12 protein-coding genes are annotated in these 15,192 nt (G+C 67.2%); 8 read left to right on the top strand and 4 right to left on the bottom strand.

The genetic code is table 11. The annotated features are described in order from the left end of the window. Positions 1-14 precede the first annotated feature (14 nt). From J2W23_RS04420 to J2W23_RS04390, 7 genes are read left to right on the top strand one after another with little or no spacing between them, the layout of a single operon-like run. On the top strand, positions 15-1,004 hold the full coding sequence (locus J2W23_RS04420; RefSeq protein ID WP_307647798.1) for a Bug family tripartite tricarboxylate transporter substrate binding protein: 990 nt from the start codon (positions 15-17) through the stop codon (positions 1,002-1,004). 58 nt (positions 1,005-1,062) lie between these two features. After that, entirely contained in the window at positions 1,063-1,974 is a 912-nt protein-coding gene (gene kdgD, locus J2W23_RS04415) for a 5-dehydro-4-deoxyglucarate dehydratase (protein ID WP_176658550.1), read from the top strand. 57 nt (positions 1,975-2,031) lie between these two features. Beyond that, entirely contained in the window at positions 2,032-2,487 is a 456-nt protein-coding gene (locus J2W23_RS04410; RefSeq protein ID WP_307647797.1) for a nuclear transport factor 2 family protein, read from the top strand. 12 nt (positions 2,488-2,499) lie between these two features. Next, a complete protein-coding gene (locus J2W23_RS04405; RefSeq protein WP_176658548.1) occupies positions 2,500-3,486 on the top strand; it encodes a Bug family tripartite tricarboxylate transporter substrate binding protein in 987 nt (328 codons plus the stop codon). A gap of 16 nt (positions 3,487-3,502) precedes the next feature. Continuing rightward, positions 3,503-4,861, top strand: a complete 1,359-nt coding sequence (gene gudD / locus J2W23_RS04400) for a glucarate dehydratase (protein ID WP_307647796.1) — start codon at positions 3,503-3,505, stop codon at positions 4,859-4,861. A 49-nt stretch (positions 4,862-4,910) separates the two neighbouring features. Next, positions 4,911-6,008: an SMP-30/gluconolactonase/LRE family protein gene (locus J2W23_RS04395; protein WP_307647795.1), complete on the top strand. Its 1,098-nt coding sequence runs from the start codon at positions 4,911-4,913 to the stop codon at positions 6,006-6,008. A 53-nt stretch (positions 6,009-6,061) separates the two neighbouring features. Beyond that, a complete protein-coding gene (locus J2W23_RS04390) occupies positions 6,062-7,498 on the top strand; it encodes an aldehyde dehydrogenase family protein (protein WP_307647794.1) in 1,437 nt (478 codons plus the stop codon). 90 nt (positions 7,499-7,588) lie between these two features. Here the strand turns inward: J2W23_RS04390 and J2W23_RS04385 are convergent, their stop codons facing one another. Beyond that, positions 7,589-9,136 carry an ABC transporter permease/substrate-binding protein gene (locus J2W23_RS04385; protein ID WP_307647793.1) on the bottom strand — a complete coding sequence of 516 codons (1,548 nt, stop codon included), beginning with the start codon at positions 9,134-9,136 and terminating at the stop codon, positions 7,589-7,591. Positions 9,137-9,247: 111 nt separating this feature from the next. Between J2W23_RS04385 and J2W23_RS04380 the strand changes: the two genes are divergently transcribed. Beyond that, positions 9,248-10,336: an ROK family protein gene (locus tag J2W23_RS04380; RefSeq protein ID WP_307647792.1), complete on the top strand. Its 1,089-nt coding sequence runs from the start codon at positions 9,248-9,250 to the stop codon at positions 10,334-10,336. Positions 10,337-10,413: 77 nt separating this feature from the next. Here the strand turns inward: J2W23_RS04380 and J2W23_RS04375 are convergent, their stop codons facing one another. From J2W23_RS04375 to J2W23_RS04365, 3 genes are all read right to left on the bottom strand, one after another. After that, on the bottom strand, positions 10,414-12,162 hold the full coding sequence (locus J2W23_RS04375) for an Ig-like domain-containing protein (RefSeq protein ID WP_307647791.1): 1,749 nt from the start codon (positions 12,160-12,162) through the stop codon (positions 10,414-10,416). A 340-nt stretch (positions 12,163-12,502) separates the two neighbouring features. Continuing rightward, the gene (locus J2W23_RS04370; protein ID WP_307647790.1) at positions 12,503-14,053 is read right to left on the bottom strand and encodes an efflux transporter outer membrane subunit; all 1,551 of its coding nucleotides are present in this window, start codon (positions 14,051-14,053) and stop codon (positions 12,503-12,505) included. A 14-nt stretch (positions 14,054-14,067) separates the two neighbouring features. After that, positions 14,068-15,186 carry an ABC transporter permease gene (locus J2W23_RS04365; RefSeq protein ID WP_307647789.1) on the bottom strand — a complete coding sequence of 373 codons (1,119 nt, stop codon included), beginning with the start codon at positions 15,184-15,186 and terminating at the stop codon, positions 14,068-14,070. Positions 15,187-15,192 lie beyond the last annotated feature (6 nt).

Raw genomic sequence — 15,192 nt, 5'->3', positions numbered from 1 at the left:
CTGGAGGCATCAGCATGACCATCAATCGACGCGGCGCACTGGGCGCCGCCCTTGCCACGACCCTGGCCGCCAGCCTGCCGGTGCGCGCCTTTGCGCAGGGCGGCGGCGGCAACTGGCCGTCCAAGCCGATCCGGCTCATCGTTCCGTACCCGCCGGGCGGCTCATCAGACATCATTGCGCGCTCGATCAGCCAGCCGCTGTCGGATGCGCTGGGCCAGCCCGTGGTGATCGAGAACCGCGCGGGCGCCAACGGCAACCTGGGCGCCGACATGCTGGCCAAGGCCCCGGCCGACGGCCATACCCTCATGCTGTGCGACCTCGGCGCGCTGGCCATCAGCCCGTCGCTGTACCCCAAGCTGCCTTTCGACCCGACCAAGGACCTGCGCAGCGTGGCCATGCTGGCTTACTCGCCGCACCTCTTGGTGGTGCATCCCTCGGTGCAGGCCAATACGCTGAAGGAACTGGTCGAACTGTCCAAGAAGAGCGATTTCAACTTCGCCGTTACCGCCAGCGGCAGCACCGCGCACCTGGCAGGCGTCGAGCTGCAGCGCAAGAGCGGCGCCAAGTGGGAATACGTGCCCTACAAGGGCGGCGTGCAGGCCGTGCTCGACACCGTCGCCGGCCAGACGCAGGTGCTGATGAACGGCATGCTCGCCACCTATCCGCATGTGCAGAGCGGCAAGCTCAAGCTGATCGCTGTGTCCAAGCCCACCCGCATGCCGTTGATCGGCAATGTGCCGACCATCTCGGAGCAGGGCGTGCCCGGCTACGAGTCGGGCACCTGGCAGGGCGTGGTCGCCGCGCGCGGCACGCCCGATGCGGTGATCGCCCGGTTCAACAAGGAACTGGTCCGCATCATCCGCACCCCCGACATCCGTGCCCGGCTGGCAGGCCAGGGCGCCGAGGTCGTGACCATGACCGCGCCCGAGCAGGACCAGTTCTTTGCCAAGGAGCGCGCGCGCTGGGCCCAGGTGATCAAGGAAGCCAACGTCAAGCTCGATTGACGACCGGCCATTCAAAACCCTCATTTTTCTTTCTCAAATCTTCACTGGACGTTTCCCGATGAACCCGCAAGAACTCAAGACCATCATGGGCTCCGGCCTGCTCTCGTTCCCGCTGACCGACTTCGACAGCAACGGCGACTTCAACAAGAAGGGCTACGTCGAGCGGCTCGAATGGCTGGCCCCCTACGGCGCGAGCGCGCTGTTCGCCGCAGGCGGCACGGGCGAGTTCTTCTCGCTGACCGGCGACGAGTACCCCGGCATCATCCAGACCGCCGTCGACACCTGCCGCGGCGTGGTGCCGATCATTGCTGGCGCCGGCGGCCCGACGCGCTTCGCCATCCAGTGCGCGCAAGCCGCCGAGAAGGCCGGCGCGCACGGCATCCTGCTGCTGCCGCACTACCTCACCGAAGCCGGCCAGGAAGGCCTGGCCGCGCACGTCGAGGCGGTGTGCAAGAGCGTGAAGTTCGGCGTGATCGTCTACAACCGTGCGTCGAGCCGCCTCAAGCCCGACACGCTGGCAGCGCTCGCCGAACGCAACCCGAACCTCGTCGGCTTCAAGGACGGCGTGGGCGACATCGAGGCGATGGTCGCGATCTACCAGAAGATGGGCGACCGCTTCGCCTATCTCGGCGGCCTGCCGACCGCCGAGGTCTATGCCGCCGCCTACAAGGCCATGGGCACGCCGGTGTACTCGTCGGCTGTCTTCAACTTCATCCCCAAGACGGCGATGGATTTCTATCACGCGGTCGCCAACGACGACTTCGCGACGCAGCACCGCCTGCTGAAGAACTTCTTCATGCCTTACCTCGAGCTGCGCAACCGCACGCCGGGCTACGCCGTGAGCATCGTCAAGGCCGGCGCCAAGATCGTCGGCCACGACGCGGGCCCGGTGCGCGCACCGCTCACGGACCTCAAGCCCGGCGAGATGGAAGAGCTGAAGGCGCTGATCGCCACGCTCGGCCCGCAGTAAGAAGCAAGCCTCTTTTTCGCAGTCGACAAGCATCAACACAACAACGGAGTCAACGACATGCTCATCAAGAAATTCTTTCTCATCGCCGCCTCGGTCGCCGTATTCACGGGCTGTGCGATGGCGCCCGCAGGCGGCGGCGCATCCGACCAGGCTTCGGTGGCCGCGGCCGCCGAGCGCCTGCGCATTGCCATGGTCGACCCGACCGCCGCCGCGCTCGGCGCGCTGGTGGCCGACGACCTGAGCTACGGCCACTCGGGTGGCAAGGTCGACACCAAGGCCAGCTTCATCAGCGACCTGCTCGACGGCAAATCGGACTTCGTGACCATCACGATCACCGAGCAGACCATCAAGGTGGTCGATGCCAACACGGCCATCGTGCGCCACACGCTCGCGGCCGACACCAACGACTCGGGCAAGCCCGGCAAGGTGGCGCTGAAGATCCTCGGTGTCTGGCAGAAGCAGGGCGGCAACTGGAAGCTGCTCGCGCGCCAGGCTGTTCGCGTCAACCCCTGATCGGGAGCACGCATGCAGAGACGAGAGCTTCTTGCAGCGGGCCTCGCGCTCGCCGCCACCGCCATGCTGCCCCTGCATGCCTCGGCCCAGGCCGATGCATGGCCCCAGCAAAAACCGGTGACCATCATCGTGCCGTTCCCCGCCGGCGGCTCCACCGACATGGTGGCGCGTGCGCTGGCGTTGCAACTGCAGACCAAACTCGGCGGCAGCTTCGTCGTCGACAACCGGCCCGGTGCCACGGGCACCATCGGCACCGGCTTCGTCAAGCGCGCACTGCCTGACGGCTACACGCTGCTGGTGTCGTCGCTCGGTGCGTTCGTCGTCACGCCGCACCTGCAGAAGAGCGTGCCCTACGACGCGACGAAAGACTTCGACTACATCAGCGTGCCCGTGCAGGCGCCCAACGTGCTCGTCGCCAACGTCGCGCGGCCCGAGCACACGGTGGCCGACGTGCTCGCGCTGCTGCGCAAGACGCCGGGCAAGGTCTCGTTCGCGAGCTCTGGCAACGGCTCGTCCGATCACCTGTCGGCCGAACTCTTCTGGCAGCAGACCAAGACCGAAGGCGTGCACGTTCCCTACAAGGGCGGCGCGCCCGCGGTGAACGACCTGCTGGGCAACCAGGTCGACTTCTCGTTCCAGAACGTCAATGCCGTGCTGCCGCACATCCGCGCGGGCAAGCTGCGCGCGATTGCCGTCACCGGCGACAAGCGCTCGCCCGTGCTGCCCGACGTGCCCACGCTGGCCGAGGCGGGCGTGAAGGGCGCCGAGGTCTATTCGTGGCAGGGCGTGGCCGCGCCGAAGGGCCTGCCGGCCGCATTGAAGAAGAAGCTGAGCGACGCGGTGATCGCAGCGATGCAGGACCCGGAAACGAAGAAGCGCATGCTCGACCAGGGCCTGGAAATCGTCGCCAGCACCCCCGAGGACTTCACCGCCTTCCAGTTGCGCGAGTGGACGCGATGGAAGACATTGATCGACACCCGCCACATCACCGCAGACTGAGGCACCGAGCCCGAAGATGACAAGTCCTGAATCCGTTTCCAACGTCGTGTCGGGCGCGCCCGTCGTCACCGGCATGCGCGTGGTCCCCGTCGCGGGCCACGACAGCATGCTGATGAACCTCAGCGGCGCCCATGGCCCGTTCTTCACGCGCAACCTCTTGATCCTGACCGACAGCGCCGGCCACACCGGCGTGGGCGAAGTGCCGGGCGGCGAGAAGATCCGCCAGACGCTCGAAGACGCGCGCGACCTGATCGTCGGCCAGCCCATCGGCCGCCACAACGCGGTGCTCAACAGCCTGCGCAGCGCCTTCGCCGGCCGCGACAGCGGCGGCCGCGGCCAGCAGACTTTCGACTTGCGCGTGACCATCCATGCGGTCACGGCCGTCGAGGCCGCGCTGCTCGACCTGCTGGGCCAGTTCCTCGAAGTGCCCGTTGCGGCCCTGCTCGGCGAAGGCCAGCAGCGTGATGCGGTGCAGATGCTCGGCTACCTCTTCTATGTGGGCGACCGCACGAAGACCGACCTGCCGTACGAGACCGACCCCGGTGCGGACAACGACTGGTTCCGCCTTCGCCACGAAGAGGCGATGACACCCGAATCCATCGTGCGCCTGGCCGAAGCCACGCATGCGCGCTACGGCTTCACCGACTTCAAGTTGAAGGGCGGTGTGCTGCGCGGCGAAGAAGAAGTCGAAGCCATTCGCGCGCTGCACGAGCGCTTTCCGAAGGCGCGCGTCACGCTCGATCCCAACGGCGGCTGGCTGCTGGCCGACGCGATCCGCCTGTGCCGCGACCTGCACGGCGTGATGGCCTATGCCGAAGACCCGTGCGGTGCCGAAGGCGTGTTCTCGGGCCGCGAGGTGATGGCCGAGTTCCGCCGCGCCACCGGCTTGCCGACGGCGACCAACATGGTCGCCACCGACTGGCGCGAGATGGTGCACAGCCTCTCGCTGCAGTCGGTCGACATTCCGCTGGCCGATCCGCATTTCTGGACCATGCAAGGCTCGGTGCGCGTGGCGCAGCTGTGCCAGGCCTGGGGCCTCACCTGGGGTTCGCACTCGAACAACCACTTCGACGTGTCGCTCGCGATGTTCACGCACGTGGCTGCTGCCGCACCCGGCAAGGTCACGGCCATCGACACGCACTGGATCTGGCAGGACGGCCAGCGCCTCACGAAGTCGCCGCTGCAGATCGAGGAGGGCTTCGTGAAGGTGCCGACGCGCGGCGGCCTGGGCATCGAGCTCGACATGGACGAAGTCGAGAAGGCGCACCAGCTGTACCTGAAGCACGGCCTGGGCGCGCGCAACGATGCGCAAGCCATGCAATACCTGATTCCCAACTGGACCTTCGACAACAAGCGGCCCTGCATGGTCCGCTGAGTGCCTGGCGCCTTTGCGCACCGGCGGCTTCGACACCCAAGGAGACTGCATGAACAACAACATCGATCGCCGCCGCCTGCTCCAGGCAGCCGCCGGCTCGGCGCTCGGCGCCGTGGCTGCTGCCGCGGGCGCCCAATCCTTCCCCTACAAGCCGCAGCAGCGCTACCCGGACCCGGCGGTGCTGGTCCTCGACCCCAGCTTCGCCAAGTACCGCCTCTACAGCAGCACGCTCGAGCAGGTCGGCACCGGCATGCGCTGGGCCGAAGGCCCGGTGTACCTGCCGCGCGAGGGCTACCTCGTGTGCAGCGACATCCCGAACAACCGGCTGATGCGCTATGAGGAAAAGACCGGCGAGTTCAAGGTCCACAAGTCGAACGTGAACCACTGCAACGGCAACACGCGCGACCGTCAGGGGCGCTTGATCAGTTGCGAGCATTCGGTGACGCGGCGGGTGGTGCGCACCGAGCATGACGGGCGCATGACCGTGCTGGCCGACCGCTTCCAGGGCAAGCGGCTGAATTCACCGAACGACGTGGTCGTGAAGTCGGACGACACCGTCTGGTTCACCGATCCGCTCTTCGGCATTTCGGGCACCTGGGAAGGCGACCGGGCCACGCCCGAGCAGCCCACGACCAACGTGTACCGCGTGACGCCCGATGGCCAGGTCACGGCCGTGATCACCGACCTCGTGAACCCGAACGGCCTGGCCTTCTCGCCGGACGAGAAGAAGCTCTACGTCATCGAGTGGAAGGGAACGCCCAACCGCAGCCTCTGGAGCTACGACGTGGCGGCCGATGGCAGCGTGTCGAACAAGGCCAAGCTGATCGACGGCGTGGGCGCGGCCGCGCTCGACGGCTTTCGCGTCGACCGCGACGGCAACCTCTGGATGGGCTGGGGCTGGAACGGCGCACTGGCCGCCGAGCCCACCGATGCCGGCAACGGCATGAAGGTCTATCAGCCGCTCGCGAAGTCCGAAGACCTCGATGGCGTCAAGATATTCAACTCGCAAGGCAAGCCCATCGGTTTCATCCGTCTGCCCGAACGTTGTGCGAACCTCACGTTCGGCGGCCCGAAGAACAATCGCCTCTACATGGCGGCCAGCCATTCGCTGTACGCCCTTTACGTGGAGTCCGAAGGCGCCACCTAGCCGCCGGACTCTTCAAACTCCATCACCGCAACAGGCAAACAAGGACATCGACGATGACTGAATTCAACAACCTCATCAATGGCGAATGGCTGGCTGGCAAGAGCTACAGCCCCAACGTCAACCCCAGCAACCTGGCCGATGTGCTGGGCCAGTACACCCAGGGCGACGCGGCGCATGTCGATGCCGCCGTGGCCGCTGCCACCGCCGCTTTCCCCGCTTGGGCCACGGGCAGCATCCAGGCACGCTCGGACGCGCTCGACAAGATCGGCACCGAGATCCTCGCGCGCAAGGAAGAGCTCGGTACGCTGCTCGCACGCGAGGAAGGCAAGACCAAGGCCGAAGGCATCGGCGAGGCCACGCGCGCGGGGCAGATCTTCAAGTTCTTCGCGGGCGAGTGCCTGCGCCTCTCGGGCGAGATCCTGCCTTCGGTGCGTCCGAACATCGGCGTGGAAATCACGCGCGAACCGGTTGGTGTGGTCGGCCTCATCACGCCGTGGAACTTCCCCATCGCCATTCCCGCCTGGAAGATCGCACCCGCGCTCGCCTTCGGCAACTGCGTGGTCCTGAAGCCCGCGGACCTCGTGCCGGGCAGCGCATGGGCGTTGAGTGAAATCATCAGCCGCTCGGGCATTCCGGCGGGTGTGTTCAACCTGGTGATGGGCCGCGGCAGCGTGATCGGCGAGGCGCTGGTCAAGCACCCCGGCATCCATGCGATCAGCTTCACCGGCTCGACGGGCGTGGGCCGCAACATCGCGATCCAGTGCGTGACGAGCAACAAGAAGGTCCAACTCGAAATGGGCGGCAAGAACCCGCAGGTGATCCTCGACGACGCCGACCTTGCGCAGGCCGTGGAGCTCAGCGTGCAGAGCGCGTTCTACTCGACCGGCCAGCGCTGCACCGCATCGAGCCGCCTGATCGTCACCGAAGGCATCTACCCGAAGTTCATCGAGGCGATGAAGACGCGCATGGCCAAGATCAAGGTTGGCGACGCGCTGGCGCAGGGCACCGACATGGGCCCGGTCTCGTCGAAGTCGCAACTGGACCAGGACATGGAGTACATCGCCATCGGCAAGGGCGAAGGCGCCACGCTGGCAGCCGGCGGCGAACTGCTGAAGCTGGAGACCGACGGCTACTACATGTCGCCCGCGCTGTTCAGCGAATCGGCGGCGACGATGCGCATCAACAAGGAAGAAATCTTCGGCCCGGTCGCGAGCGTGATCCGCGTGAAGAACTACGAGGAAGCGCTGGCCACCGCCAATGACACCGAGTTCGGCCTCTCCGCCGGCATTGCGACCACCTCGCTCAAGTACGCGGCGCACTTCAAGCGCCACAGCCAGGCCGGCATGGTGATGGTCAACCTGCCGACGGCGGGCGTCGACTACCACGTGCCCTTCGGCGGCCGCAAGGGTTCGAGCTACGGTCCGCGCGAGCAGGGCAAGTACGCGCAGGAGTTCTTCACCACGGTGAAGACGGCATACACGCTGGCTTGAGCCGCAAAACCGTTCGGGCTGAGCCTGTCGAAGCCTCGCTCGGCGCTTCGACAGGCTTCGCGTGAACGGCTACGGGGCGGCGCAACTGCTTCACGGCGGAAGCGAAGACGGCGGCGCACGGCGGCGGCGCCGCATCGCCCACTCGATCAGCTCGAAGATCCCTTCGCTGATCAGTGCCATCGCCGCGGCCGGCAGCGCGCCGGCCAGCAGCAGTTCGCGGTCGTTCAAAGCCAGGCCCGTCACGATGCGTTCGCCGAAGCCACCTGCGCCGATGAACGCCGCGATGGTCGCCGTGCCGATGGCAATGGCAGTCGCCGTGCGCACGCCCGCAAGCAGCGTGGGCAACGCCAGCGGCAAGAGCACGAGTTGCAGGCTCTGCGGCGGCGTCATGCCGAGCGCGGTGCCCGCGAGCCGCAGACCGTTGGGCACCTCGGCGAGACCCGTCACCGTGTTGCGCATGATCGGCAGCAGCGAGTAGAGCGTGAGCGCGATCAGTGCCGGCAGCGCACCGATCGCCCCCAGCATCGAGATCAGCACCGCCAGCAGCGCGAGCGACGGCACGGTCTGCATCAGGCTCGCGATGCCGAGCACCACGGCGCGCAGCCGCACATGCGAGAACACGAGGATCGCGATGGGCACGCCGATCAGGATCGCGATGCCCACCGACAGCGTCACCAGCAGCAGGTGCTGGCGCGCGAGCTTCCAGAGGTCGGGACCGAAGAGCTTGGCGGTGAAGCCGCGCCGGGTGTCCTGCACCGGCGCAGCCCCTGTCTTGCCGGTGCTGGCGATGAAGTCGCGCGCGATCACGTCGAAGGGCACGCTCTGCAATTCGGCGCGCGCATTCATCGCGATCATCGCGTGCTCGTCGACCTTGCCCTCCAGCGTCTGCAGCGCCGCCCAGGCCTTGGGCAGGCGGGTCGGCAGGTCGAGCTTGTAGAGCACCACCGCGTCGTAGCGCGGGAAGAACTTCCGGTCGTCTTCGAGCACGCGCAGGCCGAGATGGTCGATCTTCGCGTCGGTGGTGTAGATGTCGATCGCATCGATCTGCTTGGCGGCCACCGCTTCATACGCCAGGCCGTGGTCGAGACCGGTCGGCGTCTGCGTGAAGCCGTAGCGCGCGGCCAGACCCTTCCAGCCGTCGGCACGGCCGAGGAATTCGTTCGACAGGCCGAGCTTGAGTTCGGGGTGCTTTGCCAGATCGCTCAACGTGCGAAGCCCGAGCCGGTCCGCATCGGCCGCGCGCACGGCCAGCGCGTAGCCGTCGTTGAAGCCGAGCGGAATCGCCACGCCCAGCCCCATCGGGGCGAGCGCGGCGTTCATCGCCTCGCGTGTCTCCGCGGGCGAGCCCTTGAGGATTTCGAGTGCGATGGTGCCGGTGTACTCGGCATAGAGATCGATGGCGCCCGAGCGCAGCGCCTCGTAGACGATGGCCGTATTGCCCAGGCCTTGCCGCACGATGGGCGGCGACGCGGTGTGCGGCGCGGCCGTCTGCGCGAGCAGCTCGGCGAGGATGTACGACTCGGTGAAGCGCTTGGAGCCGACGCGCAGTGCGTCGTCCGCGGCCTGCGCGGGGGTGGCGGCAAGCCAGGCCATCGAGACCCACAGGAAGGCGCACCAGAGGCTGCGGAGCAAATGCATCCGGGCCAGTGTATAGACAACGCTTCGTTTGGCGCACCCGCCAATCTCCTACACGGCATGGTGCGCGGAGCCGATGCAAGCGGGCGGCGGCGAGGCCCATAGTCGATCGCCATGAAGTCCAAGCCCTCGAAGAAGAAATCCACTCCTTCCCTCAAGAACGGGTTGCCCGGCCCCGGAGTCCACGGCCTGCGCGAACTCCCCGGCCTGCAGGTCGATGGCTACAGCCTGCAGCTGCGCGACAAGGACGGCTTCGTCGGCGACCAGGCCAGCCAGACCGCCTTCAGGGAACTCCTCGAACGCTGGCGCAAGCGCCGCCGCAAGGAAGGCCGCGACCCGCTGGGCCTCTCGCATTCGCGCAACCTCAGCAAGAAGGAACTCGACCATGCGCTGCAGGCGAAGAAGGCGCCCGAAGCCGCCGACGTGATGCATGGCGCCATCGAGGAATTTGCCGAGGAACTGGCCTATGTGATCCAGCGTTTCACCCGCCAGCCCTCTTGGGAGAGGGTGCAGCGCATCGTGGTCGGCGGCGGCTTTCCCGAAAGCGACGTGGGCGAGCGCGCCATCCTGCAGGCGGGCGCCATCCTCGAGGAGATGGGCGTGCACGTGCAGCTGGGCCGCCTCTCGCACAACGTGGACGACGGCGGGCTGATCGGCTGGGTGCACCTCGCGCCGCCGGCCATGCTCAAGGGGCACGACGCCATTCTTGCGGTGGACATCGGCGGCACCAACATCCGCTGCGGCATCGTCAAGACACGCCACCGCAAGGCGCCTGACTTCTCGCTCGCGAAGGTGGTGCGGCGCGTGAAGTGGCGCCATGCCGACGACGGGCCGAACCGCGGCAGCATCGTCGAGCACATCGCGGAGATGCTGGAGGACATGGTGCTCTACAGCGAGCGCAAGAAGATCCGGCTCGCGCCTTTCATCGGCATCGGCTGCCCGGGGCTGATTCGCCAGGACGGTTCCATTTCGCGCGGCGCGCAGAACCTGCCGGGCGACTGGGAGAGCCATGCCTTCCACCTGCCGAGCGAAGTGTGGCGCCGCATGCCGATGATCGGCTCGGGCCCGACGCTGGTGCTGATGCACAACGATGCGGTGGTGCAGGGCCTGAGCGAGCTGCCCTTCATGCGCGAGGTGAAGCACTGGGGCGTGCTGACCATCGGCACCGGGCTCGGCAACGCGAGCTTCACGAACCTGGCCTGAGCCTTGCGCATTCACAGCACTGGTTGATCAGCTGACAAAGCAGCATGCCCAGGTGCATGCGCCACCGAACCATCGCATCACAGGTCTTCCGGCTGCATGCCCTCGATACGCACGTTGACGGAAGCGCTGGTAACGTTGCCCGCCGCATCGGCCGCACGCACTTCGATGTTCGCGGCACCGGCTCTCGCAGGCGTCCACGCGCAAGCGTACGGCGCTGCGCGCAGCGTGCACACTGTCTTGCCCTCGATGATGAACTTCACCTCCGAGACACCGACGTTATCGGATGCCGTAGCCGTGAGTCGCGTCGCGATGCCGGCCGAAGCCGGCGCGGCCAAGGCGACGGTCGGCGCCACGGCGTCCGCCGGCGGATTGACGATCACATTGGCGAAGGCGACGGCGGAGTTGCCGGCCATGTCGAGCGCGATCACTCGGATCGTCTGCGTGCCCGGCGCAGTCGGCGTCCACGTGCAGGTGTACGGCGGCGCCGTGAAGGTGCAGATCGGCAGGCTGTTGGCACCGACCACCTTGACGCCGAAGACGCCCACGTTGTCCACCGCCACCGGTGCGAGGGTCGTCGGCTGGCCCACCGTGGCCATGGCCGGTGCGGCCAGCGAAACGGTCGGCTTGTAGGCATCGGGAATGCCGAGCGGCAGGTCGATGGTGAGGGCCGCCTGGCCCTGCACCGCCTTCTGCTCGAACGCATCGAAGATGGTGAACCACGTCGCGCCCGGCGCACGGCCCGGCGCCTCTGCCTTCACGAGCAGGTTGGTCTTGCCGACCGTGAAACAGCTGAAGCCGCAGCGCCAGTCGAAGGTGAAGCGTCCGTTGGCATCGGCCACGCCTTGCGCGAGGGGCTCCAGCGGCTTCTGCGCACCCGGGTCGCGCCACACCGAAACCTGCGCGCCCGCGAGCGCGGCACCGGTCTCGCGGTCCGTCACGTGCACCTGCGTGGCGGTGGTCGGGGCCATGTACTTCGAGCTGCCGAGCTTGGGCCAGTCGCTCCAGTCGGTGTTGATGTTGGCCTTGGTGCCTTCGGTGAAGCGGATCATCTCCAGCGTGGCCACGCGGTTGGCGGCGGGGTCGAAGCGCTCTTCGAACACGGTCCCGAGCAGCGGGTCGAGGCGCCAGTGCTGGCGCTGCCACCAGTAGCGGTCGGTGAGCTTCGCGAGTTCGAGGTCGGCCTTGGGCGCGACCTCGGTGGTGTCGGTCACGGCGATGGCGTTGTAGTACTCGCCGGAGCCGGCGCCGAATACATGCTCCAGCTCGTGCAGCAGCGTCTTGAGCTGACGGCCGAGATAGTCCTTCTCGGTGGATTCGGGCGTGGCTGGCGTGATCGCGCGCGAGAGGTGCAGCGGGTCGTGGATCGCGGTCCAGTTGAGATTCCAGGTCACGCCCTTGGGCGGGAAGGTGGTGCTCGTGGTCAGGCCGCCGTGGCTGTAGCCGCGCTGCGACTTCGAGATGCACAGCACGACCTCCCGCTCGGCGACGCCGTTGAAGCCGCATTGCGGCGCCGACGTCGGCGAGACGATCTGCAGGTCCTTCGCCGGATCGAACGCGAAGCTGCGCACGGTCTCGCGCATGAACACGGTGTTGATGTCGGCCACGTACTGCGCGAGCCGGCGGCCCGCTTCGGGTGCGCCGATGTCGGCGGCCAGTTGTGGATCGACGAAGAGCTTCAGGCGGTGCACGCTCGGCGTTGCGTGGCCGACCTCGTCCATGGCGGCCCAGGTCCCGGAACTGAAAGAAAGCAGCAGCCATGCAAAAGCAAAAGGCATGGCTGCGCCCAGCCGGCGCGCGAGCGCCTGCGGCGAATAAACGGATCGCATCGATTTTTCCCCTGCAGAGGGGAGCCCAACAGTGATCAAAGGGAAACTGCTTCAGGCGACCCGATGGATCCGAACTGCAAGAAGCACCGTCTCCCCGCCCATGACCACCTTTGCCGGTCACGCTCCTGCATCGCATCGAGTTCGCCGAGGGCGATACGTCCTGAAGGGCGCCGATGCTTCTGAAGTGCGGGGACTGGTTGCGAATTTACGGAGGGAAGAGCAGACCGCTCATTCCCGAACACGAAACTGCGATAACCAGGAAGTGCTCAATTTTAATTTTCAGCCCCGTAGGATTGGGGCTTTCCCGGGTGTCGTCAGTGCCTGTTATTTGGGCACTAAATCACGGGGCGGATGACGGATTGCGCTGGGCTATCCCATCGTTGGGCAGCGTGCCGCCGGCCAGTGCCTTGTAGACCGTGACCAAGTTCACGGACAGGCGGCTCGTGCTCTGTGCGTGGTCGCGACGGGCCTGCAAGAGGGCACGGCGTGCGTCGAGCTCGACGCCGAAATCGGTGAGCCCGTTCGCATAGCGCGCATGCGCGAGCGTGAGCGCATCGCGGCTCTGGCGCTCGCGCTCGATGAGTTCGGCGTGCCGCTGGCGCTCGGCGCTGTAGGCGTTGAGGGCGGCGTCGATCTCATGCCAGGCCTTGAGCACCGTCTGCTGGAAGGCCACGGCCGCCTCCTGCTGCTGCAGCTCGCGCAGATCGACGGTGCTGCGGCGGCGGCCGTTGTCGAAGATCGGCAGGCTCAGGGATGGGCCGACATGCCACTGTCGGCTCCCCCAGTCACCGAAGCGATCGCTTCCGACCGACTCGTAGCCGAAGCCCGCGCCCAGCGTCACGCGCGGATAGAGATCGGCCACGGCCACGCCCACGCGTGCGGTGGCGGCGTGCAGCTGCGCTTCGGCGGCGGCGATGTCGGGGCGGCGCCGTGCGAGGTCTGCGGGGAGGCCGAGCGCGAGGTCGGGCAGCGGTGGCGCATCGCTCGCGCTGTCGGTGGCGGCATCGGCCAGTTCGGTGTTCAGCGCACCGGGCGGGGCGCCGATCAGCAGCGTGATGCGATTCATCGCATCGGCTTCCTGCTGCAGCAGCGAGGGGATGCGCGCGCGCAGTTCGGCCAGCAGGGTTCGCTGGCGCACCGGGTCGAGATCGGTGACGAGTCCGCCATCGGCGCGCGCCTGCACGAGTTCGAGCGATTCGGCGGCGGCGGCGATATCGGCGCGCGCGATGCGCAGCTCACGCTGCGTGCCGCGCAGCTCGAAGTAGTTGCGCGCGAGCTCGGCCTGAACGCTGAGTTCGGCCTGCTGCAGCATCGCGGCCGAGGCCGCCGCGTCGGCATCGGCCGCTTCCACTGCACGCCGCACGCGGCCCCAGAGGTCGATTTCCCACGAGGCATCGAAGCCGGCCTGGTAGAGGTTGTAGGGCTCGCTGAGCGTGCGGATCAGCTGCGCCTTGTTGGCGACGGAGGAGCCGAGCGCATCGATCATCCGCGTGGCCGCGCCGCTCTCGCTTTGGCGTTGCCGCGTGGCGCCCGCGCTGGCGTTGACCTGGGGGCCGCGCTGGGTCGCCGTGGTGGCGCGCTGCACGCGGCTCTGTGCGAAGCGCAGCGCTGCGGTCTGCAGGTCGGGGTTGGCGGCGAGCACCATCGCCTGCAGCCTGTCGAGCACCGGATCGTTGAAGGCCTTCCAGTCGCCGGGCGTGATGGATGCCTCGGGTGCGGCACGGCGTTCCGCGCCCAGCAATGCGGGCGAGCCGCCGTGCCAGGCCGACCAGTCGGCGGGCGCGCGCGGTGCCGAGGGGTTGTGGTCGGGGCCCACGGCGCAACCGCCGACGAAGAGCGCCAGCGCGGCAGCAGCCACTGCGTTGCATGTGAAATGGAGAGTGAGAGGCATGAAGTGCTCCCGTATCAGACAAGACGATTGCGAAAGAGCCACGCCGCCAGCGGCAGCGTGACGACCGCGATGATCGAAAGAGGAATCAGGTTGTGCCAGACCGTGGCGAGCCCCACGCCTTCGAGGTACACGCGCTGCACCAGGTCGATGGCAAAGCGCAGCGGATTGGCCATCGTGATCACCTGCAGCACATGCGGCATGTTGCGCACCGGCGTGGTCAGGCCCGACAGCAGCATCATCGGCATCAGCAGCACGAAGGTGTAGAGCATGGCCTGCTGCATGTTGGCCGACACGGCGGAGATGGAGAGCCCGATGCCCACGCTCGCCACAGTGAAGAAGACGAGACCGGTGTAGAGCGTGACCAGCGAGCCCGCCATCGGAATACCGAACCAGAAGACCGCCACCAGCAGGATCAGCGACGACTGCACAAGCCCGACCAGCACCGGCGGCAGCGCCTTGCCGATCATGATTTCGAGCGGTGACATCGGCGTCACCAGCAGCTGGTCGAAGGTGCCTTGCTCGCGCTCGCGCGCCACCGAGAGCGCGGTGAGCAGCAGCGTCTGCAGCATGCTGAGCGCGGCGATCAGGCCGGGCAGGAGGTTCCAGCGCGTCTCCAGGTTCGGGTTGAACCAGGCGCGCGATTCGATGACCAGCGGCACGGGCGGTGCGCCCGCACGCGTGCGCAGCTCGGCGTTATAGCGCTCGACCACCGCGCTCACATAGCCGGCGGCAGAACCCGCGGTGTTGGAGTTGCGTGCGTCGAGGATCAACTGGATCGCCGCAGGCTGCCCTGCGCTGAGCTGCCGCTCGAAGTCGGGCGCGATCTGGATCACCAGCAGCGCCTGCTCGGTGTCGATCACCTCCCGGATGTCGGCCTGCGTGCGCAGCGTGGCCACGCGGTGGAAGACGCCGGTGCTGTCCAGGTGCGCGATGAGCTCCGTCGCCGCGCCGGTGCGGCTCTGGTCGAGCAGCGCATAGGGCACGTTCGCCAGGTCGTAGGTGGCGCCGTAGCCAAAGATCAGGCTCTGCAGCAGCGCGGGCGCGAAGAGAATGGTGCGTGTGGCCGGGTCCTTCAGGATCGCGAGCAGCTCCTTCTTGCAAAGGTTGGCGATGCGCCGCAGGAAATCGATCATTTTTGT

Origin of the sequence: Variovorax boronicumulans, from assembly GCF_030812215.1 — a bacterium.
Classification (GTDB): domain Bacteria; phylum Pseudomonadota; class Gammaproteobacteria; order Burkholderiales; family Burkholderiaceae_C; genus Variovorax; species Variovorax boronicumulans_C.
This window is presented reverse-complemented; position numbering and strand designations above follow the sequence as displayed.